Below are 753 nucleotides of genomic sequence, written 5' to 3'. Positions count from 1 at the left end.
CCACTGAATTGGCGAAACTGGGGAAATGTGAAGCGATGATCAAGAAAGTCGCCAGCCATCCTCGCCCTGCCCTGTCAAAGCGCCCACAATCGCCACAGGGGACAGATAGCACCCTTCGGGGTGAGTTCGCTCATTTCCGATATGAAGCGGCAGCCCTGCGTTTTATGAGCGGCACTGCGGGGGCTAAGCGTCGCATCTACCAGCTAGTGTTTTCAGCGACGGTAGCAGCGGGAGCATTGACAATGCTGGCGGCATGGACCACCAGCTAGAAAGTATCGACGGAACAATCATGAGCAAGAGAACCAAAGACAAAGACCTGGAGAAACTCGACGTAATCAAAGACTCACCGCAAATGAGCCTGTTTGAGATCATTGAATCTCCGGCCAAGAAAGACGACTACTCCAACACCATCGAGATCTACGATGCGCTGCCGAAGTACATTTGGGACCAAAAGCGTGAGCATGAAGATTTATCCAACGCTGTAGTGACACGACAATGCACCATCAGAGGCCAGCATTTCACGGTGAAGGTGAAGCCAGCCATCATCGAGAAGGATGACGGAAGAACCGTGCTGATCTACGCGGGACAGCGAGAGGAAATCCTTGAGGATGCTCTACGCAAGCTCGCAGTGAACGGGAAAGGCCATATCATCGAGGGCAAGGCTGGAGTCATGTTCACTCTGTACGAACTCCAGAAAGAGCTCTCGAAGATGGGTCACGGGTACAACCTGAACGAAATCAAGGAAGCAATCCA

At 52.5% G+C, this 753-nt stretch carries 1 protein-coding gene and 1 pseudogene; both read left to right on the top strand.

Features of this window, described 5'->3' with window-relative positions; all coding sequences use genetic code 11:
• On the top strand, positions 1–269 hold a 269-nt coding region (locus R7R78_RS25925; protein ID WP_225474588.1), incomplete at its 5' end, for a hypothetical protein.
• A 20-nt stretch (positions 270–289) separates the two neighbouring features.
• A pseudogene (locus tag R7R78_RS25920) lies at positions 290–753 on the top strand (plasmid replication protein); the annotation flags it as partial.

Source organism: Vibrio sp. 2134-1, assembly GCF_033339495.1.
This window is presented reverse-complemented; position numbering and strand designations above follow the sequence as displayed.